Raw genomic sequence first — 22,911 nt, 5'->3', positions numbered from 1 at the left:
GTTCCCTCGGTACTGCAAGCAGGCTACGGCAGGCGCGCCCGTCCGGGCAGGACGAGAGGGGCAGCGATTTCCTGCGACATTCTGACCGGGTCGGACTGGGACCAAGGTCTGATGATTGTGCGGCGCGCCACAGGCAAAACTTGACCGGTCTGGAAACGCGCCATAGCGTGATGTCATGCGAAATATCTTATAATAAAGGCTTTTCACCGACCGGATGGCCCGGATTACACGCTACGGCCATTGGTCCGACACGCAGGACGCTTTCGATGACGCCACTGCCTCTCCGTCGACCCCTTGGTCTGAACTTCGATCTGCGCCGGAACCTGCGGCGCAGTTCCGTGGGGCTGATCTTGGGCGTCGCGCTCAGCATGGCGATCCCGCTTGCGCTCGCCCTCTACGTCACCCGCGAATTCCGTCAGGCCCAGCTTTTGGATGCGCAGGCCGCCGGTGAGTTGCTGACAGAAGGGTTCCTCGCCCCCCATGCGCGGCGCGCCCTGCGCAACGGCGCGATCAGCCCCTTTGAGGCCAAGCAGATGAACGCTGATTTCGACCGGATCGCAGAGTCGAGTGCGATGCTCGGGGTCGTGCTGTGGGACCTGCAGGGCCAGCCGATCTACAGTTCCATCGGCTACATCACCGAAGACATGTTTCCCCAAAGCGACTTCCAGACCGCGGTGCTGGGCGGCAGCTCTCATTCAGAGGTCACGTCGCTGGATGCCTTCGGCCGTCACGATACCGTGCCGTTGCCCTATCTGGAGCTCTATGCACCGATCCGCAGGGCCGACACCGGCGAGCTGATCGGTGTGGGCGAGACGCTGATCGACATCTCGCACATGCTGGTGACCCGGCGCCACGCCGCACGCTCGGTCATCATCGCCAGCGCCCTCGCCAGTCTGGGGCTTGGCACGCTGGTCGTGCTGACCCTGCTGCAACGCCAGCGTCTGTTACGCCATCTGGCCGACGCCCGGCACCTCGTCCTGCAGAACAACCGGCTGCGGCAGGCCGCAGACAGGGCCCGTGTCGCCGCCAGTCAATCAAACGAGGCGCTGCTGAACCAGTTGGGCGCCGAGATTCATGACGGCCCGGTACAGGTCCTCAGCCTGCTGATGCTGTCCAACGATCTGGACGAGCAGCAGACGATCAAGAGCGCGGGGATGGATCGCAAGTCGCTGATCTCTTCCGTGATGACGGAACTGCGGGCGATCTCGGACGGGTTGATCCTGCCGGACATGGACCCGTCGTCACTGGAAAACAGCATACAGCTGGCCATCGGGCGCCACGAGATGCTGACCGGGCACCGCGTCGCCGCCGATCTGTCGGAACTGCCGCAGACTGTCGATCCGGAACTGGCCGTCTGTCTTTTCCGTTTCGTGCAGGAAGGTCTGACCAACGCGTTCCGCCATGCCGGGACCCCGACCGAACAGGTGACCGGCAGGCTGGAGGGCGACCAGATCGTCCTGACTGTCAGTGACCGCGGAAAGGGGGCCGGGGCCCGCAAGGCTCCGGTCACGTCCCATCGCGGTCTGGGACTTCAGGGGATCCGGAACCGGCTGAAGGTTTTCGCCGGAGAGATCACCCTGTCCCCCAATGCCAGCGGCGGCATGGACCTGACGCTGCGCGTCACCGCGCGTCAGGGGACCGGCCGCTGACCGCGCCCGAAGGCGCGGATCAGTTTATCGCACCCCGCTGTGCCGCGGTTTCGACCAGACCCAGCTTTTGCGCGCCGATCACGACCTCGATCCGGCTGCGCACGTTCATCTTCTGCATGATGATCGTCATGTAGTGCTTGACCGTCTTGTCGCTGATCGTCAGGGCCTCGGCGATTTCACGGTTCGTCAGCCCGGTCATCAAAAGCCGCACCACCTGTTCCTCGCGGACGCTGAACCGGCAGTTCTCGCGCGCGGCGCGGCGCAGCTTTTCGGTCCGCAATCCCGTCAGCACCTTGTTGGCAAAGGCCGGAGAGATGAACGTATCCCCCCTGTGGACGGCCAGGATGGCCTGCTTCAACTCGGCGATGGTGCTGCCCTTGAGGATATAGCCGGCAGCACCGGCCTCCAGCGCCGCGATGGCATAGTCGACGCCCGCCACGGCCGTGAAGGCCAGCACGCGGGTCTTGCCCTCGTTCATCTGCGCGATGTCGGTAAAGGCCTTGATCACGTTGCCGGGCATGTTCACGTCCATCACGATCACCGAAGGCACGTGCGTGCGGACAAGCTTGACGGCCTCTTCCGCCGAACCACCGGTGGCCATGATGCTGAATTCGGAATCCGAGTCGAGAAGCGCCTGAATCCCGCCCAACAGAACGGGATGGTCGTCAATTAATATAATATTAATAGTTGTCATATTATCGTGTCCTTAAACGTTCGTTTAATCCGGAGTGAGGACTGGTCGTGTGATTATAAAAATAACAGCTAAGACCCCTTAATCGGGGCGCTGTGGAAAAAAACGACATCACTACAACAAAAGGGCAAACACTAAAATTGGACGTCGTGCAGACGCAGCAAATTCCAGTCCCGACAGGCAGCACGATCGAAAAATACGCGTGCGGTGCGCCACAGCCGGAAAAGCGGTTGTACGGATCGGCAGAAACTCGCCGTCCATACAGATTCTTACCATACTAAAGCAGGTCAGGAGAATAAATTTCGTTCTACACTTTCTGGTAGAGCGCCACGGGCCGCGTCAAGACGCTGCAAACCGTACGATCTTCAAACGATTCGCATTGCAGCCGCGCGGCATCATCTTGTGAATTCATGAATTTTTAGATTTTGTGCGGTTGGCGCAACGATTGGCCCACTTTGCAATATTCAACCGGAACGTCTTGCAAGGATACAACACCCATCGTTGGGTCATTGATGCGATGCAATTCAAGGTTGTAAAATGCGCCAGACTGCGACCTCCGCCGTCAGGCCACTTGCGACATCCTGCGCATCCAACAGGCGGGATTTGGCTTGGATTGATTCGGGGGCCATTGCCGGATTGATCTGTCCCGTGCGCGCCGATTGTGTGACCAATGGGGCGAGGGTCAGTCGCGATGCCCGGTCGAACCCGAACCGTACCAGCGTCTGGTCGACGGTCAGGAACCGCTCTCCCGCCGTCAGCGACGCCAGGGCGACCTCGCGCATCTGCACGACCTGCTCTGCGGGAAACGGCAGCAGCCCCAGAACCTCTGGTGGCGCCAGATACAGGTCCACCAGACCTTCGACATCCGTCAGGCGCACTCCGTAAGTCCGCCCAGCAAACACGTCCTGCGTGACCGTGCCGTTCAGGGGCGGCGGTCTGGTGCTGTCCAGCCGTGCCGCCAGCCGTGCCCGGATGGCGGTTTCAGCCATGGCATCGACGTGAAGGCTCTCCAGCCGGGCGAGGACCTTCACACTCGCCAGTGTCCGCACCTGCAAGGTCACAACCATGCCAGACAGTAGAATCAACCCGACGAGTGTCGTGATCAGCACGATCCCGTGCCGGGTCTCGCGCCTTGGCATGGCACCAATTGCGATCCCTGGTCTGTCATGGCCGGTCGGCATGTGACACATCCTGAAAAGGGCCGTCATTGAACGCAGCGCGTGGCGGCACGCCCTGATCGACACTGCACTCCGGCATTCCCATCGCGCCGCGTTTGCGTTATGAAACCTGTATTGTATTTATATTTCAAGCTTTAGGTGAGTGATGGCCATTTCCGCTTCACGTCCCCCCCGCAAGCCCACCGCCGGGCTGACCCTGCTCGAGATGATGGTCGTGCTTGCGATCATCGCCCTGGTCGTGGGCCTTGGCGCGCCGCGACTGATGGAGAATTTCGGCCGCGCCAAGGGACAGGCCGCTGCCGCTGCCATGGCCAACGTCAAAGCCGCGGTGCAACTCTATTACATCGACACCGGCCGCTACCCGTCAGAGGCAGAGGGGCTGTCGGCCCTGATGACGCAGCCGTCTGGCGTGACCGGCTGGGGTGGCCCCTATCTGGACGACGCCACCGCGACGGTGGACCCTTGGGGGCGTGATTACCTCTACCGGTTTCCCGGCGCCGACGGCACCTTCGATCTGCTGACGCTGGGTCGCGACGGTCAGCCGGGCGGTGCGCGCGAAGACAGCGACATCACGCTGTAACGCGCGGTCCGCGCCGGCACGACGATCAGCGGCGGCGCCATGCGGCCGTCGATGGCGTATGTGATCCGCAGCAGGTCCGGCAGCACCGGCCCCATCGCCCAGTCCGGCACCCAATCGGCAGATCCGCCGTCAAGCGGTGCCAGAAACCCAAGGTCCACGTCCGACGCATTGGTGGACAGGGTGATGCGCTGGGTGTGGCCCGGATGTTCGCCGACGTCCGGTGTCGCGGCCGTGGCGACCAGCGCGTCGCCGTCCTGCGCCACCGTCACCGTGGCCAGCACGCCGGGCCAGAACAGCCCGTCGTCGATCAGCGTCTGAAACGTCAGGCTGTCGCCATCCGCCTGCAAGGCCGCCTCCAAGGGCATGTCCTCGATCCAGCGGCGTAGGGTCGCGCGGTCCAACAGCAGCGCCATCTCCGTCTGTGCAGGGTCCAGCCGGGCCAGCGCGCGGCCGATGACCCCGAAACTTGACGCAAGGATCAGCGCCAGTGCCGCCATCATCGCCAGCGACACCAGCAGTTCCAGCAGGGTCACCCCGGCCGTGCGGCGGCGGCGGGGCATCATCGCAGGGTCGACAGCGAAACGACAAGGTCCGGACGCCTGTCCGACCACCCTTCGACAGTAACCTCGCGCAGGCCGGTGGTGCCGTCACCTTGGGTCACAGGCACGTCGCTGATGCGCCAGCGCCAGTCGGACGGCGCCGATCCGCTGCGGGCGGCGGGGTCGGGTCTGCGCAGATAATCCTCCAGCACGGACCGGTTTAGCTCTGCCAGCCAGGCCCGTTCCAGACGCAGGGTCTGCGTCCGCATCGACCAGCCCAGCGTCCCCATGACGCCGCCCAGCACCATGGCCAGCACCGCCACGGCCACCAGCGTTTCCAGCAGCGTAAAGCCTGCGTCGCGCCGCCGGGCAGGCGGGCGGTCAAAAGGCAAGGTCGTTGACCGAGAAAACGGCCCCCATGATCGTGGTGATCAGCAGCCCGATGACCCCGCCGATGATCAGCGTCAGCGCCGGCGTCAGGGCAGCCAGCAGGCGCTGCGTCCGCCGCGCGGTCCGGTCGGCCAGTGACCGCGACACGGCGGCCAGCACCTCTGGCAGGGTGTTCGTCTCTTCTCCGATCCGGAACAGATCAAGGAACAGCGACGGCATGCCGCCGGCCAGCGCCAGTGCGCCATGGGCGCGCCCCCCCTTTTCCAGCGCCTCTGACGCCGCACGCAGGGCGGGGGCAAAGGGGTCGCGCGGCGCCAGCGTCGCACAGGTTTGCAGCGCATCGTTCAGCGGCCAGCCCGCGCGCAGCAGCAGGACCAGCGCCCGGTTCAGCCGCAGCAGGGCGGTGTCGCGCATGATCGGGCCGATCAGCGGCAGCCGCAGCGCAAGCCGCGACCCCACGCGTCGCAGCAACAGGTACAGCGCCAGACCCGCCAGCACCGCCCCGATGCCCAGCGCGGCCCCATGAGCCTTCAGCACCGTGCCGATCGTCAGAAAGGCCGCAAGCCCGCCGGGCATGGGGCGGTCCTGTCCGGCAAAGATCGGCGCGAGCGCCGGGGCCAGCGACAGCGTCACGATCAGCAGCAGCCCGAAGGTCGCCACGATCAGAACGGCCGGATACAGCAGCGCGCCGAGGATCTTGCCCTGCAGTTTTTCCTGTTCGCGCAGATAATCCGCCAGATCCGCCATCAGCGCGGGCATGGCATCGGACCGGTGGCCCATCTGCAGCAGCGTCAGAAACACTGTCGAGACCCGCGGCCCCGCCTGCGCAAAGGCATCGGGAAAGGTCACGCCTTCCGACACCAGCCACCGGATCCGGGCAAAGCGGGCGCGGGTGTCGCGATGATCGGCCCCATCATGCAGGATGCCGAGGATATCGAGCAGCGGCAGCCGCACGCGGAACAGCACCGCCATCTGTTCCGCCAGCGCCGCCTGTTCCGCCAGGGGCAGGGTGCCGGATGTCAGCCTGACCTCGCGCCTGTACCACGGCTCTGGCCGCGACTGGGCCCCGTCGCGCAGATCGACCACCGCCAGCCCCATCGCGCGCAGCGTGTCATAGGCCGCGGCCTCGGACAGGGTGTCAAGCTGGCCGTTCTCGACCCGGCCTTCGGCGGTATAGCCCTTGTAGGTAAAGACGGGCATCCGGTCCTTTCCGCGCGCGGCGCTAGTCGAACATTTCAAAGGTGGCGGTCCGCTCGCCAAGGCGCAGATCAAGCCTGCGCGACCCGATCGCCATGACCTGCCATCCGGCCAGATCATCGCCTTCCTGGACCCACAGCTCCTCAGCGCCGTCCCGCGTGATCACCAGCGCGCGCCGGGCGTCACCGCGGCCGATGACGGCCTTCAGGTGCAGACCAAGGTCCGCGTCACCTGCCTGCGGTGCGGGGGCGCCTGCCTCGGGCGCGGGTTGGGCGATCCCGCTCGGGGTCGCCAGCCGCCGCCCTGCGCTGAACAGCGGGCGCGCGTCCATTGAGGGCAGCGCGTCGTCGTAAAGGCCGACCTCTGGCAGGGGCAGAAAGGGACTGTCTTCTGCGGCCTGAACGACGGCAAGGGCAGGGGGCGCATCCAGATCCGGCAGGGTCGGCATCTGCCCCACCCGGACCGCGCAGACAGCACCCAGCGCCAGCAGGATCGCCAGATGCGCGGGCGGCGGCGCCCAGATCAACAGGCCCATGCTCAGCCCTCCCCACCGGGGTAAAGGCCCCAGACCACGACCCGCAGGGACACCGGTGCGCCCGGACCTTGCTGGGCCGCACCGGGCAGGGCGCGCAGGGTCAGGTTGGCCACGGCCACGCGGGGGGTCAGCGCCTCGACCGCCGCAAGGAACCGGATCGCATCGGACCATTCGCCCTGCGCCTCCAGCTCGACCGCGACGGTGGGCGTCGCCAGATCATAGGGCGTCCGCCCCGCGCCGAAGGTCAGCAGCGTCAGACGGTGCGTCGTCCCCAGATCCACGATCCGCTGTTGCAGGGACAGGGTGGCGGCGGCGGCCGTCTCGCCCGTATGGGTCAATGCCGCGGGAAGGGCCTGCTCGCTTGTGTCGCTTGGAACCTCTCCAAAGCGGACGCGCAGCGCGGCGGCCCGCGTCGACAGGACCGCGTGCTGCGCCAGGGCCGCATCCAGGCGCCGTGCGCCGATGCCCGTCAGCACGAAAGCCAGGCCTGCGACCACGGCGGCCAGCGCCACCGCCTGTCCCGCGATGCGCAGCCCGTTCACTGCGGCACCGCGTCGGGGCGCAGGGTGACCCGCAGTTGAAACCGGTTTTCCCGCCGCACCGGATCGACCACGACCGGCCCGTCGATCGCGACCTCGGCCGCCCAAGGCGTGGCCTGCACCACCTGCACGGTATCCGACAGCGCGGCGCGCGAAAATCCCGCCAGCCGCAGCACGTCGCCGTCAAGCGACAGGGACGAAATCCACACGCCGTCATCAAGCCCGTCCGTCAGATCGGCGATGATCGGAAAGCGGCGATAATCCGCGTTGAACCGCTGCACGTCCGTCACCAGACCGCTGCGGGCGGCCTCCGTTTCCACCGCGCGCGCCTTTGCAAGGGCGGCCTGATCCAGCAGGTCCGTGATCTCGTCCGCCAAGGCGGCGGTGCGCGCGTTCAGCGCCGCCGTGGCCCGCACCTGCACCGCCAGTACGGTCCCCAGCGCCAGCACGGCCAGCCCCACAGCCACGCCGTGCCAGACGTGGGTGATGCGGTCGCTGCGGGTCAGCCTGTGAAAGAAAGGCGCCGCCGCCGCAGAACCGGCGATCTGCACGCGGCCGACCTCTGCCCCGGTCTGCGCGGCCCCTTGTAGCAGATCCGTCAGGTCCTGCTGGCGCAGGATGTGAACGCTGTAATCCTGCGTCTGGCCCCGCCGCCCAACCGGTGCTGCACGCCAGATCAGTCCCGCGGCGCGCGCCGGCATCTGCTGGCGCATCTGCAGGTCGATGGCCGCGGTCGCGGCGCGCCGGGCGGCCCGGGGCAGGCTGATTTGCTTGGTCAGATACAACGTCGGTGACAGCATCAGATCGACCGGCCGCTGCCGCGCGGCGTGACCGCGCAGAATGCTCAGCACCGACTCGCTCAGCGGCAGTTGCGCCACATCCACGCGTGCAGCGCGCCGGGGCGGCAGCCCCGCGGCAAAGATTGCGGCAGACGTCCCGCGCCGCAAACCTGCAGACCAAAAGATGTGTCGGACTTGCATTGGGACACCAAACGCAGATGATGAAATAAGTTAAGAAATTTTTAATCTTGCTGACGTGGTCAATTGAAACATGGAAAAGGCCCTGTCGCTATGAAAAAGTCTTGGGCGACCATCGCAGAGGTCAACGCAGCCCTCGCCCGGCGGCTGCGCGAAACGGACGCGGTGTCGCAGGAAAAGCTCGACCGCGCACTGGACCGTGCGCAGGGGCAGGGCACGACACTGGACCGCGCACTGCTGGAACAGGGCCAGCTGGAGGAGGACGTGCTGCTGTCCCATGTCTGCGCCCTGACGGGGCTGTCGTTCTGCGCCGACCCCGTGGCCGACGGCCTGATGGCCGACCCCGCCGCCGTCGCGCGCCTGTCGCCGGGGTACCTCTCGGCCAAGGCCGCGGTCCCGGTCCTGGGCTTCGAGGACTCGGGCTGCACGGTCCTGATGGCCACACCCCTCGACACCGACCTGCGGGCGGAACTGGCCTTTCATCTGGGCCAGCCCATCGTCGTCATCGCGGCCACGGCCCGGTCCGTGCGCCTGATGCTGTCGCGGGTGGATGCACCGGAAGATGTCAGCGCAAAGCCCGCCGCCGCGCCTTCGACGACACCGCAGACGGGACCGGATATCGACGGGCCGGTGATCCGTTTCGTCGCCTCGAAACTGGCGGATGCGGTCGCCCTCGGCGCCTCTGATCTGCACTTCGAGGCGACGGCCAGCGACCTTGTCGTGCGTTTGCGGGTGAACGGCATCCTGGCGGCCCAGCCCGTCGACCGCAGCCTGTCGCCGGATGCGGTTCTGGCGCGGCTGAAGGTCATGGCCAATGCCAACGTGACAGAGCGGCGGATGCCGCAAGATGCCCGTATGACTGCGAATATTGCCGGCCGCCCCATCGATTTCCGGTTCTCCTCGATCCCGACGCGGACGGGGGAAAGCATCGTGCTGCGGGTGCTTGATCCGCGTGCGCTGCGACTGGGCTGGGACCGGCTCGGCTTTGATGAGGCAATGGTGAAACGCATCCAGCACATCGTCGAACGGCCCAGCGGCCTGTTCCTCGTGACGGGGCCGACCGGGTCCGGCAAGTCCACGACCCTTTATACTGCGCTGTCCCACCTGAACCGGACGGGCGTCAAGATCATCACGGTCGAGGATCCGGTCGAATACAACCTGCCCGGCATCAGCCAGGTGCAGGTGCAAGAGGCGGTCGGCCTGACTTTCGCCCGCGTCCTGCGTGCGATCCTGCGCCACGATCCGAACGTCATTCTGGTTGGCGAAATCCGCGATCAGGAAACCGCCGAGATCGCCTGCCGCGCGGCCCAGGTCGGGCGCATGGTGCTGTCGACGCTGCACACGAATGCCCCCGCCGGTGCCGCCCCGCGCTTGACTGATCTGGGCGTGCCGGATTTCATCGTGCGCGACGTGCTGCGCGGCGTGCTGGGGCAGGAGCTGGTCATCCGCGACTGCCCGTCGTGCCAAGGCGCAGGGTGCCAGACCTGCGGCTTCACCGGCACCGCGCCGCGGACCCTCAAGGCAGAGCTGCTGGACCTGACCTAGCCCAAGACGCCCCCCAGCCGCCACAGTCTCACGACCAAAGGTTACCGAAAGGTTAAGACCTTTGTCGCAAATGATCGTTCTACCTCCGCATGACCGATCAGGTGGCAGCGATGTTAACCTCCTTGCATCGGATTATGGGTCAAGCGTCCTCCCTTTTTGCCGGAGCGGACGCCATGTCACGCACTGGCGTGATGTCTCGCACCCCTGAAACCGATCGGGATAGTCCGCGCCAGTCCTTGGCGCGTCAGACATTAGAATACGGGGAATAAAGCCATGTATCTGCCGCACAATGCCTCCAAGCGCCGCCAGCGCGAGGCGCAGAATGCCCGCGACAACCGGGCGGAAATCGTCAAGGCGCTGTCGACCGGCGAGGTGAGCCGGCGCGAGCTGATGAGATGGGGCATCTTCACAGCGACGGGCGCGCTGGCCAATATCAACGGCCTCAGCCCTTTTGCCAGCAGCGCCTATGCGCAGACGGAAGATACCGGCGTGCCGATCAGCCCGACCTTCGGCGTCATGCCCTTCAGCCAGCCGCTGAAACGGCTGGACCTGCAGGAGCCGATTCCGCTGACCCCGATCCTGCGCGGCGGCGAGATCGACGTGGCCTTTCCCGCAGGAAGTGGAGAGTTGGCCGGTCGCCGCATGTCCTATCATACCGATTACCTGATGTCGGGCCGCCAGATGTACGGCAACCCTCTGAACGGTCGCGGTCCGCTCGAGGGGCGCCCGCCGGGGGCCTATTTCGCGCACCAGCGGTGGGCCGAATTCCTGCCCCAAAAGGGCTACGTCATGTCGCTGGTGCCGACGGCGCCTTCCTGGGGTTTTCATCCGGACCTGCCCAAGCAGAATGCCAACCAGGTCTGGACCTTCTGCAAGGGTCGCAACACCGAGGCCACGACCAAGCCACCGCTGATCAAGGTGCGCTACGGCGAGCCGGTCCTGTTCCGCCACTACAACGGCCTGCCAGAGGATCACGCCCAGAACGGCGGCTTCGGCTCCAACAGTCAGGCGACGCACAACCACAACGCCCACAACGCTTCCGCCAGCGACGGCGCATCAAATGCCCACTTCTTTCCCGGCCAATTCTACGACTATCACTGGAGCACCACACTCGCCCGGGCCGACACGATCAACAAGAACATGACGGACAGGCGCGCCTCGGGTCCCGATGGCAACGGCGGACTGGTCCACGTGAAGGGCGACTACCGCGAGCTGCAGTCGAGCCTGTGGTTCCACGATCACAGGTTCTTCTACACGGCCGAGAACGTTTACAAGGGCCATTTGGGCGCAATCAACTACTACAGCGGACCCGACCGCGGCAACGAGGTGCTGAATGACGGCGTGAACAAGCGTCTGCCCAGCGGATCGCTGCTGGATTGGGGCAACATCGACTTCGACGTGAACCTTGTCATCTCGGACGGCGGGACCGACGAAGATGGTCAGTATTTCTTCGACATCTTTGACACCGACGGCTTCCTCGGCGACCTGATGCTGGTCAACTTCGCCTACAAGCCCTTCATGGAGGTGCTGCCGCGCAAGTACCGGTTCCGCCTGTTGAACGCCTGCATGTCGCGGTTCATCCGGTTGCAGCTGCGCACGGCCTTTGGTGACGCGGTGCCGATGACCGTGATCGCGACCGACGGCAACCTCGTGCCACGGCCCTTCGACGTCAATCTGCTGGACACACAGGGTGTGGCGGAACGCTTCGATATCGTCGTTGACTTCAGCAATTTCGCGGTCGGTCAGACGATCAACATGACCAACCTGATCACCCATACCAGCGGCCGTGGACCTAAAGGTCAGGTGGGTTACCGGATGGCGGACAGTGGTCGCTCCGGGGACCCCGCCACGGGTTCGCTGCTGCAGTTCCGCATCGTCGACCAGGTCGAAAGCGTGGACGTGCCGGGTGTGACGCATTACGCCTCGCAGCCCGATCTCAGCAAGGTCCCCGGGCGCCTGACAGACCAAATTCAGGTCGTCGAACCCACCCGCGTGCGCCTGATCGAACTGCGCCGTGGGCAGGAAAATCCCATCGATCCCGCGACGGGCGACTGCAATCCATCCTGCCTGCGGCGCGAGATCTATCCATGGTCGATGCGGGTGAACGGCGACATCCTCGGCGGCTTCAACGCCAACCACATCTCGGCGCTGATCCCGAAACCGGGCGAGGTCGAACACTGGGTGCTGCGCAACCCGTCTGGCGGGTGGGACCATCCGGTACACCTGCACTTCGAGGAGGGCATCACCATCGACCGCGGTGGCAAGCCGACGTCGCGGTCAGAGAGGCTTGCCCGCAAGGACGTCTGGCGTCTGGGCGAGATCGGAGAGGTGCGGATTCAGGTCCAGTTTGGCGAATACGGCGGCGCCTACGTCAGCCATTGCCACAACACCGTCCACGAGGACTCGGCGATGATCATGCGGTTCGACATCCTGACGGACCCGAACAATCCCTATTCCTCGCGCACGCATTCGGCTGTTATGCCGACCCCGAACCCGACGCCCGAGGGCGTGACCTACACCACGCCGGAGTTCCTGCCCGAAGGCAATCCGTTCGATCCCAAGTTCGAGCCTTTCCCGATCATCCCGCCCTTGCCGTGACACAGGCCAATGCCAGACAGACAAAGGACGGGTAATCTCATGATGCATTTCACACCGATCCGGACACTTGCGGCGGCGGCGGGGCTTCTGGCCCTGACGCTGCCCGCCTCAGCCGGGCCGAAACGCGACGCGGGCTACTTCACCAACCTGCCGCTGGTCACGCAGGACGGACAGACCGTCGCGCTCTACGACGATCTGATCGCGGGCAAGATCGTGGTGTTCAACTTCATCTATACCGACTGCAACGACCTGTGTTCCTTCACCACGGCCCGCATGGTGCAGATCGCCGACTGGCTGGGCGACCGGGTCGGGCGTGACATCTTCATCTACTCGATCTCGCTCGACCCCGTGAACGACACGCCAGAAAAGCTGCGCGCCTTCGCCGCCGGCTTCGGGATTGAACCGGGGTTGGGCTGGACCTTTCTGACAGGCGATCCTGCGGATATCGACGTGATCCGCAGGAAACTGGGCGAGCGTGGCGACAATCTGTATGACCATCGCAGCGACATGCTGATCGGCAACGCGGACCGGGATTTCTGGCGCCGCACCTCGGTGATGGGCAGCCTCAAGCTCGCGACCCAGACGATCCTCGAAATGGACCCGGACTGGCGGGCGCCTGCAGTCTCTCCCGCGCTGATTGAAACCGGCGACCGCCCGGCCACAGACTTCATCATCTCCGACCGGCGGGGCGAGGCGATGTTCATCAAGATCTGTTCCGCCTGCCACACCATCGGGGCAGGGGTGAAATTCGGCCCCGACCTCGCCGGCGTCACCCTGCGCCGCGATCACGACTGGCTGACCCGCTACCTGCAGGCGCCCGACATCCTGCTGCGGGACGGCGATCCCACCGCCGTCGCCCTGAACGCCCGGTTCCCCAATGTTAAAATGCCCTTCATGGGCCTGACCCAAACGGATGCAAAGGACCTGATCTTCTATCTGGGAAAGCAACTCGACGGCTTGGACAGCACCCTCACCAGCGCCGAGGCGGACCAACCAGCCGCATCCCACGACCACGCGTCCCACGAGCACACCGCTCACGACCACTAGGTTGAGAGCAACGACGCTATTGGAGAGCAAAATCCCCGCGCTCTGCAAAGAACGCGGTCGCACCTTATAATGACATCGGGAATAAATTGCGGAGAGACAGGATTCGAACCCTGGGAACCCTTGCAGGCTCAACGGTTTTCGAGACCGTTTTTCAGTCAAAGCGGCGTCCCAGAGTTCATATTTTATTGGGTTTTGCTGCTGCAAGATCAGCAGTTTCGGCTGCCTGAGCGGGGCAGGGCGGCATAGTCGGACGGCATAGTGCTGGCGCTCGCTCTACGACGCTGAGAAATGAACCACGCGCCCAATTGAAGTGGCTTTCCTGCGACGACGCACGGGCAGCATATCGCGGAAGCGGTGAAGTTCCTGGACGGCAAGGGAGATGAGGTCGAGCTCGTATGGACTTCGGATGTCAGGGGCTCCAAGGCCGATCCTGAGGGACTACACGACTACATCAAGGCAAAGGTGGCGATTGGCGATGCGGTAACTCTTGGTGGTTGAGGGATGGGAAGCGGACGTGGCGTCTTCCCCGATCGCGGCGGTGCAAATCGCCAGATCGGTTTTCTCGCTGCAAAGATTGATGTCGACGGCCGGTATGCCGACCTCAGGGTCTCCGATGTCGTGCGTTTATCTCCATGCACGCCCCCTGCATGGTGAGGTGCCCCCCGAAAACTGGACACTGACGTAAGCTCCGATTTGCTGTCTGTTGATCTTCACCACGAAGGAGATCGAAGATGTCGAAACGAAAGCAGCACGCCCCTGAGTTCAAGGCGAAGGTGGCGCTTGAGGCGCTGAAAGGTGAGGCGACGGTGTCGGAGCTGGCGAGCCGGTTCGGCGTGCATCCGACGATGATCAACCAATGGAAACGTGCGCTGCTGGATGGCGCGTCCGGTGTCTTTGAACGCGGCGGCCGCAAGACGCCGGTCATCGATGAAGACCAGGTCAGGGATCTGCATGCCAAGATCGGGGAGCTGGCGGTGGCCAACTCTTTTTTGGAAAGAAAGCTCAAACCTTGGGGCGGGAAGTGAGGCGCAGCATGGTCGAGCGCGACCATCCGGACCTGTCGATTGGCCAGCAGTGCGCGCTGCTACAGGTTTCTCGGTCGTCGTTTTACTATACGCCGCAGGGTGAGACGGAGCAGAACCTCGCGCTGATGCGGCTGATCGACGTGCAATTCATGGAGACGCCCTTCTTCGGCGTGCGCCAGATGACGTGGCACCTGCGCAACGAGGGACACGCGGTGAACGAAAAGCGCATCCGTCGGCTTATGCGCCTGATTGGTTTGATTCCAATCTACCAGAAACCCAACACCAGCAAGCCGGCGAAGGGGCACAAGACCTATCCCTACCTCTTGCGCGGGCTGCGCGTAGAGCGGCCCAATCAGGTTTGGTGCGTGGACATCACCTACCTGCCGATGCGCAGAGGGTTTCTCTATCTGGTGGCGATCATGGACTGGCACACCCGAAGGGTTCTGGCCTGGCGGATCTCGAACACGCTGGACGCCGACTTCTGCGTCGACGCGCTGAACGAGGCAATCTATCGGTTCGGGCCACCTGACATCATGAACAGCGATCAGGGATCGCAGTTCACATCGTTTGCTTGGACAGACCGCCTGCGGCGGTCGGGCGTCCGTATATCGATGGATGGCAAGGGCCGCTACTTGGACAACATCTTCATCGAGCGCCTGTGGCGCACGCTGAAATACGAGTGCGTCTATCTGCATGTCTGGGAGACCGGGTCTCAGGCCCGCGCGGGTGTCCGGACATGGATGGGGTTCTACAATCACCGCCGCCCGCACAAAGCCCTTGGCGGCCAACCACCGGCCGTAGTCTACTCGCTGAAAGTCGAAGCAACGCAACCCGATCAGCAGGAGCAGATCAGAGCTTAGAAAGCGCCAGATCCTGTCCAAGGGAAGGGGAGCACCTCAGAGTGTCCACTACCAGGGTGCGGGGGAGATCCGAATAGTCGTCAGTCTCCACCCCAAAAAGCGGTGCTCTGTTTACCACCCGATTCTGTCGCGGTATGCGATCATGATGCGATCTTCCTCGCTGCGACTTTCGAAAATATACTGAGTGTAAAATCCCCAACCAGCAGCTTTTCGAACTTCAGCCCATTCATTTGCAGCCTCGCGTTCCTTAGCCATCCAACATTCGCACTGTTTCAAAAATTCAGTGTTGCGCGATCTGGCGTCAAGGTGCTCATGATGAGACTCTTTTTCGCGGCAAGCAATCTCATGCTCCGCGAGGCGGGCCCGAAAGACTTCACTTACCGTGCCGCAGTCGTGAGAATACCTTAAGGTCTCAGTAGCGGTCCGATTGCCCATGTGTGCAGCATCCTGAAGCTCGTTCTCGGACCACTTTATCAGCTCTCGAAGGCCGAGAGATTTCCGGCGTTCAATTTCACGGTATACTTTATATTCTGCCAGAATGGGCATGACATTGCGAACGGCCGTGCTTGTCCGCCCAAAGAGTGCAACCTGAGCCTCGAAGCCATATCGCGTAAATTTATCGCCAACCTTCGGCAGCAAATGAGCTTCAAAAGCCTTGACGGCACCTTTCTGGCTTAGATTCATGCGGAAGAACGCGGGATGTGAGCCGTCTTGGCCCTCCCATCCTCGCGCGCGCTTGCGGAAATCCGCAATGGTGAAATGCTCGGCATCGCGACGTATGGCGGCGACTGCGGATGCCAGTTTCTTCTGAACGGCAGCGGGGATGTTAATTCCTGTGGTAATCATGACTAATCCATTGTTTGAACCATCTCGGTAATCAGAATCTCGTATCGTTCCGCGCAGTGCCAAAACACTTGGAAGAAAAAAATTGCTGAGCGTCTCCGGCGGGGGAAAGGGGTGTCCCCTCTCCACTCCCCACTGCCACTTCTGAAAGTGGCGAAGGAGAAGGGCACCGCGGCGTTGTCCGGTTCCTTGGGCAAGAACCGGACAACGCCGCGGTGCAACCAGTAAAATCGAACGCCAGATGACAGCTCTCTCGTCTTCAAATTCAATATTGATCGTATCGAACCTCGCTAACCGCAATCTGGAAGCCTGGCTCGGCGCGACGCATCTCTGGTCGACTGCGCCCACCGAACCAGGAAGCGCCGACGAGGTTGCCGAATTCTTCACGACCACATTGATCCGACTTCTGGAGGCTGTGGCAGTTATGTCTGCCCATGAGCGAATGTGGTTGCTCTCGCAGGCCCGGTCTTCACCCGGATCATCTGACGATGATCGGGTCGACCTGCTCGGAGTCTATCCTGCCAATGCCTGTCGCTGAAAAGAGAGCCACAGCACTGACGCGGATCGGCCGTGACGTAGAAGCGAGATTGACGATGGTGAAGCCGCGGACATCAACCGGCATCGGCTCTTTGCGGAGAGCCGATGCCGGAAGCTGCACCGGGGCTTCAGATGGCGAAGAACCGGGTGGTCGAACACCTGCTTGACCCGGACACCGATCCGGAAACCCGACACGGGAAATTACCATGTTCGACACCATTTCAAGTAATGAAACTATCGATCTCGCGCCGTTGACAACCTTCGGCGACTTGCGTTCGTTCGCGGGCGTCCATCGGGATGCCCTGCTGGATGCGGCCGGCCTGCTCGGCGCAAGCCCAGGCATTCGACTCGCCCAGAGGGCCATCGACGGATTGGCTGAGCCGGGGACGCCATCACGCCGCACGATGCGGGCGTTCGGCGAGCTTCTCGACCTGCTGATGCTCGAACACGTGCACGATCCTTTCCGTATCGAGGCCGGGCTCTTCGCTACGCTCGATCCGGCGAGCGCCAGCGCCGAGGAAATCTGCCTACTCGCGGATCAGCTGGGCGATCTGCTCGCCGCCTGCGAGGAGACGGAGACCGAGGCCTGCAAGAGCTCCAGCCCGAGGGTTGCGGCATGAGGGCGGGACATCGCGCAATGCTCCGCCTGTCCGACCTTGCGAAATCGGTCGAGATGACCCCCGACATGGTCTCACAGTTTGCAACCCTTGCATTCATGCAAGCGCACATTGTCGCTGCGATGATCCACGAGGTCGTGATCCCGTCACTGCCTCCGGCCAAGAGAACCTTCGCAGAAAGCATCGCCCGCCGCATCGAACGCGGCGCGTTCCTCGAGGAAGACGCCCTACGCGACTTCGAGACGTTTCTCGACCTCTTGGAACGCCAGATCGAAGGCGGGACGCATCTCTACTGGCACGGCGACGAAAACCACGTCCGCGGTGGATACGAGGCTGTTTACCGTGAGCGCGAGGCCAGCAACTTGGCCAGCGCGGCCACTGAGCTGGCGCTGCTCGGTGATATCATCCTCGCAACACTCTCCGCCGCACGCGCGGTTCGGGAGACGGGATCGCTGATCGACAGCTGAAAAGAAGTGGCGCCAGGTTCGGCCGGCGCCACTCGCTTGAGGGTCGCAAGACCCGCCCGCGGCTGGATCACCGTGGGCAGGCGTGCCGGAATTGCTCCGTCTGCTGCCAGATCGGCACGCCATTGACCGCGGTTACTCACCTCTGATCGAAAAATGAATCAATTTCCGTCAGTGGCTTACGAGAAAACATCGCAAAAAGTTGCCGGTTTTCCGCTCGTTCAGCGACTCGGCCGAATGATGTGAACCCAGTCTTCTTCTTGTCACCAGCATGGTGGCGAAAACCCGGCCACTCGACCCAGAAAATAAGCAGATACATGACACACGCAATACCGAGCGCTTTCGACAATTCATCGCCCGCACTGGCGGACCTGAAGCCGAGAGTGCGCGCCAAATTGGCTGCTGAACTTTCGGGACTCGAGCGTCGCACCATCACCGACCTCGCATCAAAGAACAAGATCCCTGGGGCTCAGAAGCACGGTGGGCTTTGGACCTTTGATCAGGATCTTCTCGCCCTCTGGCTTAAGAAAGGCAACAAATGGCAAGAAATGTCTACATCCCCCGCAACAGCAAGTATTACCACCTCCGCGTCACAATCGACGGAAAAGAATACCGAGAGTCCCTTCAAACAACGTCTAAACGGGTCGCGGAAAAGAAAGCGCGTCACCGAATCGAGGAACTGAAGGGCAAGGCCGAGCGCGGTGAGGCTGACTGGCTCTTTCACGCCGGTTTTACATCTTTCTTCGACAGTTTGGATGAGCACGACGAAGACCATGGGTGGTCACAAAAGACCCGTGCGCGTTACCAAACCAGCCTGCGTCAGATTGGTCTGACACTTTCCGAGATCCTCGAAGAGAGGGGTGAGGATATCGAGATGATTGGCGCCTGGGAAATCGAGTTAAGACTGGTCACGGAGTTCGTCGCAATGCGGAAGGACGAAGGGGTCTCGATCGCCACGATCAATCGCGATCTCACGGCGTTCAACCACCTCATGTCGCATATAAAGAACAAGGGGTGGATCGAAATGAACCCTGTGCTGCAATTCGAGAAGACGGGTATGAAGGAGAAGCTGCCGGACATCGTCCTCCCGACTGATCAGGCAATTCAGGAGCTCGGTCAGCGTGCACCGGGGACGCTGGTTTTCTTTCCGGCGTTCCTCGACGAGACGGGCGGTCGGGTCACCGAGATGTCGATGATCAAGTGGAAGGATGTGAGCGGTCTGGATCAGCCGATCGAGGGTCACGTCACTCTGACCTTGCGACACACGAAGGGGCGGAAGATTCGGACCATTACATTGCGTCAGGCGGCGATCGATATCCTTTTGCAGATCTCACGTTCCAACCGGTCACCCTACATCTTCTGGAACAGGACGGAGGAAGGTTACTACCGTTCTGCTGCCAACTTATTCTGGGGCTATGCACAGGAGACGTGTTTCGGAGCCCGCCTTCATGACATTCGACACAAGTTCGCGATCGAGCGACTGAAGGAAGGCTGGTCGGTTTACCGGGTGCAGCGCTACATCGGACACGGCTCGGTAAAGACGACCGAGCGGTATTACTTCCGCTATTTGTCGCAGGAGCAGCAGGAGGTCGCCAACGCCGATGGCAACGTCGGCCTCTGAGACAATCTACCGTGGCAGATGACAGGCCCCGCCAGAAATGGCGGGGCTTTGTCGTTTGGAACCGTTCGAACCCGTAGCCACCAGTCATTATTCCGCGCCCTGACGGCATTGTCGGCGCGTGCGGAGACGCAGAAAGACGGCATACTATGCCGTGTCTGCTCCTGACCGAGGCCAGGCGCCCGTCATAGCGTTGGCGGCATAATCACGTGATTTCAGAGGCTTGTGGCGGAGAGACAGGGATTCGAACCCTGGGAACCCTTGCAGGCTCAACGGTTTTCGAGACCGCCACGTTCGACCACTCCGTCACCTCTCCGCGCGGGGGCCGTCTTGGCAGGGGATTTAGAACGGCACTGACCAAACCGCAACCCCCCGTGATGACACAAGGTGACTTTGTCGTGCGCGCACGACGCGGTGCTTGGATTATTCATCTTATCACCCTATCAAGTTGTGACCCCGTTGATCCAAGGACGCCCCATGCTGCACGCCGCCCGCACGTTGTTTCTGGCCCCCCTCGCACTGATCGCCACGCTGACTGGCGCGCATGCGCAGGCAGTCGATGCGGAAAAGGGCGCGGCGCTGTTCGATGCCCTCGGCCTGCCCGAGATGATCGAGATCATGCGCGAGGAAGGGCTGGCCTACGGTCAGGACATCAACGACGGGCTGCTCTCTGGCGCCGCGAGCGCCGCCTGGGACAAGACGGTCAGCGACATCTATGACGTCGACCGGATGCGCGGCGGGGCCGCGGCGGCGCTGAACACGGCGCTGTCGGGCAAGGACGTGGATGCCATGCTGGCCTTCTTCACCTCGGATCTGGGGCAAGAGATCATCGGGCTGGAAACCTCTGCCCGCCGGGCGCTGCTGGATGATGCCGTCGACACCGCCGCGAAAGAGGCCGCGGCCATCGCCTTGGCGGACGACACGCCGCGATCGCGGATGATCACGACCTTCGCGCAGACCAACGACCTGATCGACACCAATGTGGTCGGCGCGATGAACGCCAATTTCGCCTTCTACATGGGCCTGCAGGACGGCGGCGCCTACGACAGCGCCCTGACCGAGGATCAGGTGCTGGCCGATGTCTACAATCAGGAACCCGAGATTCGCAATAACACCACTGAATGGGTCTACGGCTTCCTCAGCATGGCCTACCAGCCGCTTAGCGATGACGACCTGCAGGCCTACATCGACTTTTCCAGAACCAAGCCCGGTCAGGACCTCAACGTCGCCATGTTCGAGGCGTTCGACCAGATGTTCGTCACGATCAGCCGCGATCTGGGCCGCGCCTCGGCCCTGACGATGGCCGGTCAGGACATCTGACCGCCACCCCAGATCAGCAGGGCAGAGGTCAGCGCGGCCGGGTTCGCCTCGTAAAGCCCGCGGTCGTTCTGCAACTGGATGATCCGGGCCGGACGATCCTCTGACGGCACGCCTGCGGCATCGAACGCCGCCGTCAGCGCCGGACCGCCGCCCGCGTCGATCTGTGCGTTGATGGCCGGAAACTCCGACTTGACCGCCAGTTCCACCGCACCGCGCTGCTGGTCCGGCGCGGTAAACGCGCCGGTGACACCGGTAAAGGGATTGCGGATGCCTTCACCGGGGGCGCAGGCGGTCAGCAGGATCAGGCAGGGCAGGGCGATACGCATGGTGTGGACCTCTTCTTCGGGGTTGACTTGAACGCCCATAGGTCAGATAAGCCGCCATCCCGGCAAGACCCTTGTCGGGACTGATACGTGAATTCGCCCAAGGGCGCGCTGTTGACGGGTGGCTTAGGCCGCAAATGCCCTTAGGGGAACCTGACCGACGCGAAAGACAAAAGGAAAGACATATGTTTGCGGTTCTCAAGACCGGTGGCAAGCAATACCGCGTCCAGTCGGGCGATGTGCTGCGGGTCGAAAAGCTGGATGCACAAGCCGGCGACGAAATCCAGTTCAACGACGTGCTGATGGTCGGCGACACGATCGGCGCACCGCTGGTCGAAGGCGCTGGCGTCAAGGCCACTGTGATCGACCAGATCAAGGGCCCCAAGACGATCAACTTCGTCAAGCGTCGGCGTAAGCACGGCTCTCAGCGCAAGAAGGGTCACCGTCAGCAGCTGACGCTGGTCCGCATCGGCGACATCCTGGAATCGGGCGCGTCTGATTCCGGCATCCGCGCTGCCCTGTCGGGCCGTGGCATTGCCTTCGCAACCGGTGCCGTGGCCATGGCCGCAGCCGGTGCCGCCGCAGCCTACGCCGCGACCCGCAAGGACGATACCGCTGACGCGAAGCCCGCCAAGAAAGCCGCTGCTCCCAAGGCCGCCAAGACTGCCGCACCCGCCGGTGCCGACGATCTGAAGCAGCTGTCGGGCGTGGGCCCCGCGCTGGAAAAGAAACTGCACGCCGAAGGCATCACCACCTTCGCACAGATCGCCGCCTGGTCTGACGCAGATGTCGAAGAGTTCGGCGAAAAGCTGAACTTCAAGGGCCGGATCGAGCGTGAAGGCTGGATCGAGCAAGCCAAAGAACTTTCGAAGTAAGGAGACCGACACATGGCACACAAAAAAGCAGGCGGTTCATCCCGTAACGGACGCGACTCAGCCGGTCGTCGTCTTGGCGTCAAGAAGTTCGGTGGCGAAGTCGTCATTCCGGGCAACATCATCATGCGTCAGCGCGGCACCAAGATGTGGCCGGGCAATGGCGTCGGCATGGGCAAGGATCACACGATCTTCGCCAAGGTCGAAGGCAACGTGCAGTTCCACAAGGGCCTGAAGGGTCGCACCTTCATTTCCGTCCTGCCGGTGGCCGAGGCCGCCGAGTAAGCCGAGACACCTGACAAGATGAGGGGGATCGGTGCAGACCGGTCCCCCTTTTTGTATTTAAGCGCCCGTCATATTTAGGGCGCACCATAGGTTTTGAGGAGGAGCGAAACCCATGATCCTTGCCCCGGTCACGACGCAGGCCACCTATGTGTCAGATCGTTTCACGCTGCGCCCCCTGCGCGCGTCCGACGTCGGCCTGATTTCCATGTACGCCGCCGACCGCAAGCTCGCCCGCGCCACCCGTGCCATTCCGCACCCGCTGCCGCCCGGCGTGATCGAGGCGATGATCGCGCGCGCGTCCCACCCCGACCGGGCCGAGGATATCTGGGTCATGGACGGCACCTGCACCGGCCACGCCGAGGTGCTGGGCCTGATCTCGCTCGCCCCCATGGACCGCGCGCAGTCAGAGCTGTTCTACTGGGTCGCGCCCGCCTTCTGGAACGTCGGCTTCGCGACCGAGGCCGTGCGCACCCTGCTGGCCCACAACCCGCATCAGGCGCGCCAGTATTTCGCCGAAGCCTTTCAGGACAGCCCCGGCTCTGCCCGCGTGCTGACGAACTGCGGCTTCGATTATCTGGGCGACGCCGAGGCTTTCTCGGTCGCGCGCAATGCATTGGTGCCGACATGGACCTACATGCTGAAAACGGGGCTCTGATCCGGCGACCTGCCGGGCGTGTGCTCT

At 63.1% G+C, this 22,911-nt stretch carries 23 protein-coding genes and 1 tRNA gene; 13 read left to right on the top strand and 11 right to left on the bottom strand.

The window, feature by feature from the left end:
• Positions 1-266 precede the first annotated feature (266 nt).
• Positions 267-1,649 (top strand): sensor histidine kinase, encoded by a 1,383-nt coding sequence (locus GLR48_RS15715; RefSeq protein WP_237062820.1) that lies wholly within the window; start codon positions 267-269, stop codon positions 1,647-1,649.
• 19 nt (positions 1,650-1,668) lie between these two features.
• On the opposite strand, the gene GLR48_RS15710 is transcribed toward GLR48_RS15715, so the two are convergent.
• Complete coding sequence (locus GLR48_RS15710; RefSeq protein WP_237062818.1) at positions 1,669-2,343, bottom strand: response regulator; 675 nt, start codon at positions 2,341-2,343, stop codon at positions 1,669-1,671.
• 521 nt (positions 2,344-2,864) lie between these two features.
• Entirely contained in the window at positions 2,865-3,521 is a 657-nt protein-coding gene (locus GLR48_RS15705; RefSeq protein ID WP_237062816.1) for a hypothetical protein, read from the bottom strand.
• 142 nt (positions 3,522-3,663) lie between these two features.
• On the opposite strand from GLR48_RS15705, the gene gspG reads away from it, so the two are divergent.
• Positions 3,664-4,098, top strand: a complete 435-nt coding sequence (gspG, locus tag GLR48_RS15700; protein ID WP_237062814.1) for a type II secretion system major pseudopilin GspG — start codon at positions 3,664-3,666, stop codon at positions 4,096-4,098.
• Here gspG and GLR48_RS15695 read toward each other — a convergent pair.
• Genes GLR48_RS15695 through GLR48_RS15670 form a run of 6 tightly spaced genes read right to left on the bottom strand, consistent with a single transcriptional unit; the run spans position 4,056 to position 8,245 of the window.
• Positions 4,056-4,661 (bottom strand): PulJ/GspJ family protein, encoded by a 606-nt coding sequence (locus GLR48_RS15695; RefSeq protein WP_237062812.1) that lies wholly within the window; start codon positions 4,659-4,661, stop codon positions 4,056-4,058. The genes gspG and GLR48_RS15695 overlap by 43 nt on opposite strands.
• Positions 4,658-5,029, bottom strand: a complete 372-nt coding sequence (locus tag GLR48_RS15690) for a type IV pilus modification PilV family protein (protein WP_237062810.1) — start codon at positions 5,027-5,029, stop codon at positions 4,658-4,660. Before GLR48_RS15690 ends, GLR48_RS15695 begins: the two co-directional genes overlap by 4 nt.
• On the bottom strand, positions 5,019-6,227 hold the full coding sequence (locus tag GLR48_RS15685; RefSeq protein WP_237062808.1) for a type II secretion system F family protein: 1,209 nt from the start codon (positions 6,225-6,227) through the stop codon (positions 5,019-5,021). The genes GLR48_RS15690 and GLR48_RS15685 overlap by 11 nt, the downstream gene beginning before the upstream one ends.
• Positions 6,228-6,249: 22 nt before the next feature.
• Positions 6,250-6,759 carry a hypothetical protein gene (locus tag GLR48_RS15680; protein ID WP_237062806.1) on the bottom strand — a complete coding sequence of 170 codons (510 nt, stop codon included), beginning with the start codon at positions 6,757-6,759 and terminating at the stop codon, positions 6,250-6,252.
• Between the two features lie 2 nt (positions 6,760-6,761).
• A complete protein-coding gene (locus GLR48_RS15675; RefSeq protein WP_237062804.1) occupies positions 6,762-7,301 on the bottom strand; it encodes a GspMb/PilO family protein in 540 nt (179 codons plus the stop codon).
• Positions 7,298-8,245, bottom strand: a complete 948-nt coding sequence (locus GLR48_RS15670; RefSeq protein WP_237062802.1) for a PilN domain-containing protein — start codon at positions 8,243-8,245, stop codon at positions 7,298-7,300. Before GLR48_RS15670 ends, GLR48_RS15675 begins: the two co-directional genes overlap by 4 nt.
• Positions 8,246-8,368: 123 nt before the next feature.
• Here GLR48_RS15670 and GLR48_RS15665 point away from each other — a divergent pair, with 123 nt between their 5' ends.
• The 4 genes from GLR48_RS15665 to GLR48_RS15650 all read left to right on the top strand — a co-directional run bounded on the left by GLR48_RS15665 (position 8,369) and on the right by GLR48_RS15650 (position 15,350).
• Positions 8,369-9,820, top strand: coding sequence for a GspE/PulE family protein (locus GLR48_RS15665; RefSeq protein WP_237062801.1), 1,452 nt, complete (start codon positions 8,369-8,371; stop codon positions 9,818-9,820).
• Positions 9,821-10,093: 273 nt separating this feature from the next.
• Entirely contained in the window at positions 10,094-12,418 is a 2,325-nt protein-coding gene (locus GLR48_RS15660; RefSeq protein WP_237062799.1) for a multicopper oxidase family protein, read from the top strand.
• A gap of 39 nt (positions 12,419-12,457) precedes the next feature.
• The gene (locus tag GLR48_RS15655; protein WP_237062798.1) at positions 12,458-13,465 is read left to right on the top strand and encodes an SCO family protein; all 1,008 of its coding nucleotides are present in this window, start codon (positions 12,458-12,460) and stop codon (positions 13,463-13,465) included.
• A 731-nt stretch (positions 13,466-14,196) separates the two neighbouring features.
• Positions 14,197-15,350 (top strand): IS3 family transposase gene (locus GLR48_RS15650; protein WP_237062796.1). Its coding sequence is split into 2 segments (ribosomal slippage): positions 14,197-14,449 and positions 14,449-15,350, totalling 1,155 coding nucleotides; the frame shifts between segments, so codons are not numbered across the junction.
• A 111-nt stretch (positions 15,351-15,461) separates the two neighbouring features.
• On the opposite strand, the gene GLR48_RS15645 is transcribed toward GLR48_RS15650, so the two are convergent.
• On the bottom strand, positions 15,462-16,586 hold the full coding sequence (locus GLR48_RS15645) for a hypothetical protein (RefSeq protein WP_237062794.1): 1,125 nt from the start codon (positions 16,584-16,586) through the stop codon (positions 15,462-15,464).
• A gap of 350 nt (positions 16,587-16,936) precedes the next feature.
• Here GLR48_RS15645 and GLR48_RS15640 point away from each other — a divergent pair, with 350 nt between their 5' ends.
• The 3 genes from GLR48_RS15640 to GLR48_RS15630 all read left to right on the top strand — a co-directional run bounded on the left by GLR48_RS15640 (position 16,937) and on the right by GLR48_RS15630 (position 19,432).
• Positions 16,937-17,350 (top strand): hypothetical protein, encoded by a 414-nt coding sequence (locus GLR48_RS15640; RefSeq protein ID WP_237062792.1) that lies wholly within the window; start codon positions 16,937-16,939, stop codon positions 17,348-17,350.
• A 17-nt stretch (positions 17,351-17,367) separates the two neighbouring features.
• Positions 17,368-17,814, top strand: a complete 447-nt coding sequence (locus GLR48_RS15635) for a hypothetical protein (RefSeq protein WP_237062790.1) — start codon at positions 17,368-17,370, stop codon at positions 17,812-17,814.
• A gap of 535 nt (positions 17,815-18,349) precedes the next feature.
• Positions 18,350-19,432, top strand: a complete 1,083-nt coding sequence (locus GLR48_RS15630; protein ID WP_237062788.1) for a tyrosine-type recombinase/integrase — start codon at positions 18,350-18,352, stop codon at positions 19,430-19,432.
• A gap of 223 nt (positions 19,433-19,655) precedes the next feature.
• Here GLR48_RS15630 and GLR48_RS15625 read toward each other — a convergent pair.
• Positions 19,656-19,745: transfer RNA gene (locus tag GLR48_RS15625), tRNA-Ser, on the bottom strand.
• A 161-nt stretch (positions 19,746-19,906) separates the two neighbouring features.
• Between GLR48_RS15625 and GLR48_RS15620 the strand changes: the two genes are divergently transcribed.
• Complete coding sequence (locus GLR48_RS15620) at positions 19,907-20,749, top strand: DUF2059 domain-containing protein (RefSeq protein ID WP_237062786.1); 843 nt, start codon at positions 19,907-19,909, stop codon at positions 20,747-20,749.
• Here the strand turns inward: GLR48_RS15620 and GLR48_RS15615 are convergent.
• A complete protein-coding gene (locus GLR48_RS15615; protein ID WP_237062784.1) occupies positions 20,737-21,075 on the bottom strand; it encodes a hypothetical protein in 339 nt (112 codons plus the stop codon). The genes GLR48_RS15620 and GLR48_RS15615 overlap by 13 nt on opposite strands.
• A gap of 182 nt (positions 21,076-21,257) precedes the next feature.
• On the opposite strand from GLR48_RS15615, the gene GLR48_RS15610 reads away from it, so the two are divergent.
• From GLR48_RS15610 to GLR48_RS15600, 3 genes are all read left to right on the top strand, one after another.
• A complete protein-coding gene (locus GLR48_RS15610) occupies positions 21,258-21,947 on the top strand; it encodes a 50S ribosomal protein L21 (protein ID WP_237062783.1) in 690 nt (229 codons plus the stop codon).
• 12 nt (positions 21,948-21,959) lie between these two features.
• Entirely contained in the window at positions 21,960-22,229 is a 270-nt protein-coding gene (rpmA, locus tag GLR48_RS15605) for a 50S ribosomal protein L27 (protein ID WP_237062782.1), read from the top strand.
• Between the two features lie 112 nt (positions 22,230-22,341).
• On the top strand, positions 22,342-22,884 hold the full coding sequence (locus GLR48_RS15600; RefSeq protein ID WP_237062781.1) for a GNAT family N-acetyltransferase: 543 nt from the start codon (positions 22,342-22,344) through the stop codon (positions 22,882-22,884).
• Positions 22,885-22,911: the final 27 nt, after the last annotated feature.

Origin of the sequence: Loktanella sp. M215, assembly GCF_021735925.1 — a bacterium.
Taxonomy (GTDB): domain Bacteria; phylum Pseudomonadota; class Alphaproteobacteria; order Rhodobacterales; family Rhodobacteraceae; genus Loktanella.
This window is presented reverse-complemented; position numbering and strand designations above follow the sequence as displayed.

Excerpts from the sequence above, each read along its gene's own strand:
- GLR48_RS15715 (WP_237062820.1), top strand. The coding sequence starts at position 267 with ATGACGCCACTGCCTCTCCGTCGACCCCTTGGTCTGAACTTCGATCTG.
- GLR48_RS15710 (WP_237062818.1), bottom strand. The coding sequence starts at position 2,343 with ATGACAACTATTAATATTATATTAATTGACGACCATCCCGTTCTGTTG.
- GLR48_RS15705 (WP_237062816.1), bottom strand. The coding sequence starts at position 3,521 with ATGCCGACCGGCCATGACAGACCAGGGATCGCAATTGGTGCCATGCCA.
- gspG (WP_237062814.1), top strand. The coding sequence starts at position 3,664 with ATGGCCATTTCCGCTTCACGTCCCCCCCGCAAGCCCACCGCCGGGCTG.
- GLR48_RS15695 (WP_237062812.1), bottom strand. The coding sequence starts at position 4,661 with ATGATGCCCCGCCGCCGCCGCACGGCCGGGGTGACCCTGCTGGAACTG.
- GLR48_RS15685 (WP_237062808.1), bottom strand. The coding sequence starts at position 6,227 with ATGCCCGTCTTTACCTACAAGGGCTATACCGCCGAAGGCCGGGTCGAG.
- GLR48_RS15680 (WP_237062806.1), bottom strand. The coding sequence starts at position 6,759 with ATGGGCCTGTTGATCTGGGCGCCGCCGCCCGCGCATCTGGCGATCCTG.
- GLR48_RS15665 (WP_237062801.1), top strand. The coding sequence starts at position 8,369 with ATGAAAAAGTCTTGGGCGACCATCGCAGAGGTCAACGCAGCCCTCGCC.
- GLR48_RS15660 (WP_237062799.1), top strand. The coding sequence starts at position 10,094 with ATGTATCTGCCGCACAATGCCTCCAAGCGCCGCCAGCGCGAGGCGCAG.
- GLR48_RS15655 (WP_237062798.1), top strand. The coding sequence starts at position 12,458 with ATGATGCATTTCACACCGATCCGGACACTTGCGGCGGCGGCGGGGCTT.
- GLR48_RS15640 (WP_237062792.1), top strand. The coding sequence starts at position 16,937 with ATGTTCGACACCATTTCAAGTAATGAAACTATCGATCTCGCGCCGTTG.
- GLR48_RS15635 (WP_237062790.1), top strand. The coding sequence starts at position 17,368 with ATGCTCCGCCTGTCCGACCTTGCGAAATCGGTCGAGATGACCCCCGAC.
- GLR48_RS15630 (WP_237062788.1), top strand. The coding sequence starts at position 18,350 with ATGGCAAGAAATGTCTACATCCCCCGCAACAGCAAGTATTACCACCTC.
- GLR48_RS15620 (WP_237062786.1), top strand. The coding sequence starts at position 19,907 with ATGCTGCACGCCGCCCGCACGTTGTTTCTGGCCCCCCTCGCACTGATC.
- GLR48_RS15615 (WP_237062784.1), bottom strand. The coding sequence starts at position 21,075 with ATGCGTATCGCCCTGCCCTGCCTGATCCTGCTGACCGCCTGCGCCCCC.
- GLR48_RS15610 (WP_237062783.1), top strand. The coding sequence starts at position 21,258 with ATGTTTGCGGTTCTCAAGACCGGTGGCAAGCAATACCGCGTCCAGTCG.
- rpmA (WP_237062782.1), top strand. The coding sequence starts at position 21,960 with ATGGCACACAAAAAAGCAGGCGGTTCATCCCGTAACGGACGCGACTCA.
- GLR48_RS15600 (WP_237062781.1), top strand. The coding sequence starts at position 22,342 with ATGATCCTTGCCCCGGTCACGACGCAGGCCACCTATGTGTCAGATCGT.